The 674-nt window shown below is 59.3% G+C and carries 1 protein-coding gene; it reads right to left on the reverse strand.

Features of this window, described 5'->3' with window-relative positions; genetic code table 11:
- Positions 1 to 539 (reverse strand): transposase (locus tag AWB78_RS42950; protein ID WP_198399358.1); only part of this gene is annotated, 539 nt, incomplete at its 3' end.
- Between the last annotated feature and the right edge of the window lie 135 nt (positions 540 to 674).

Raw genomic sequence — 674 nt, forward strand, 5'->3', positions numbered from 1 at the left:
TTCGCCTTGGCCAGCAGCGCATCGATCTGTTCTTTGAGTTCCAGCTCGGCTTTCTTCATCCGCTCGTAACTCATCGCCTTATGACGCGACGCATTGGCCTTGATCTTCGTGCCGTCAACGGCAATCGTCCCGAGCTTGACCAGTCCGCATTCCTTGGCCAGCTTCACCACTTGCACAAACAGGTCCGACAGTTCCTTCAAGTGAAAGGCGCGAAAGTCGCAAAGCGTGCGATGCGCCGGATAGTTGCCCGCGGCGAGGACCCGGAACGCGACATCTTCATGCAGCTTCCTGGCCAGCTTGCGCGACGAGAACACCCCGGTCGCATAGCCGTAGACGAGCACCTTCACCATCATCGCCGGATGAAAGGGTTGATTGCGCGGGCCGCCGCCCGCATACCGCGCATGGAAGCTTGACAGGTCGAGCGAATCCACCGTGTCGCTGATGTAATAGGCCAGGTGCCCTTCAGGCAGCCAGTCTTGCAGCGCGTGGGGCAGCAACATCTGCTGCTGCGGCTCGTAGGGAAGATAGCTTATTGGCATCTCCTAACAACGCTTACCCGGCTCGGCCGGATGACATCAGATTTCTGCCGCGCATACTCCTAGGCGCCGGCTCGATCTGAACGGTCCGTAACGTGATGGACTTGCCATTCACGATCCGTATCGGTGTGGCCGGGC

It is taken from the genome of Caballeronia calidae (assembly GCF_900044055.2).
Taxonomy (GTDB): Bacteria; Pseudomonadota; Gammaproteobacteria; order Burkholderiales; family Burkholderiaceae; genus Caballeronia; species Caballeronia calidae.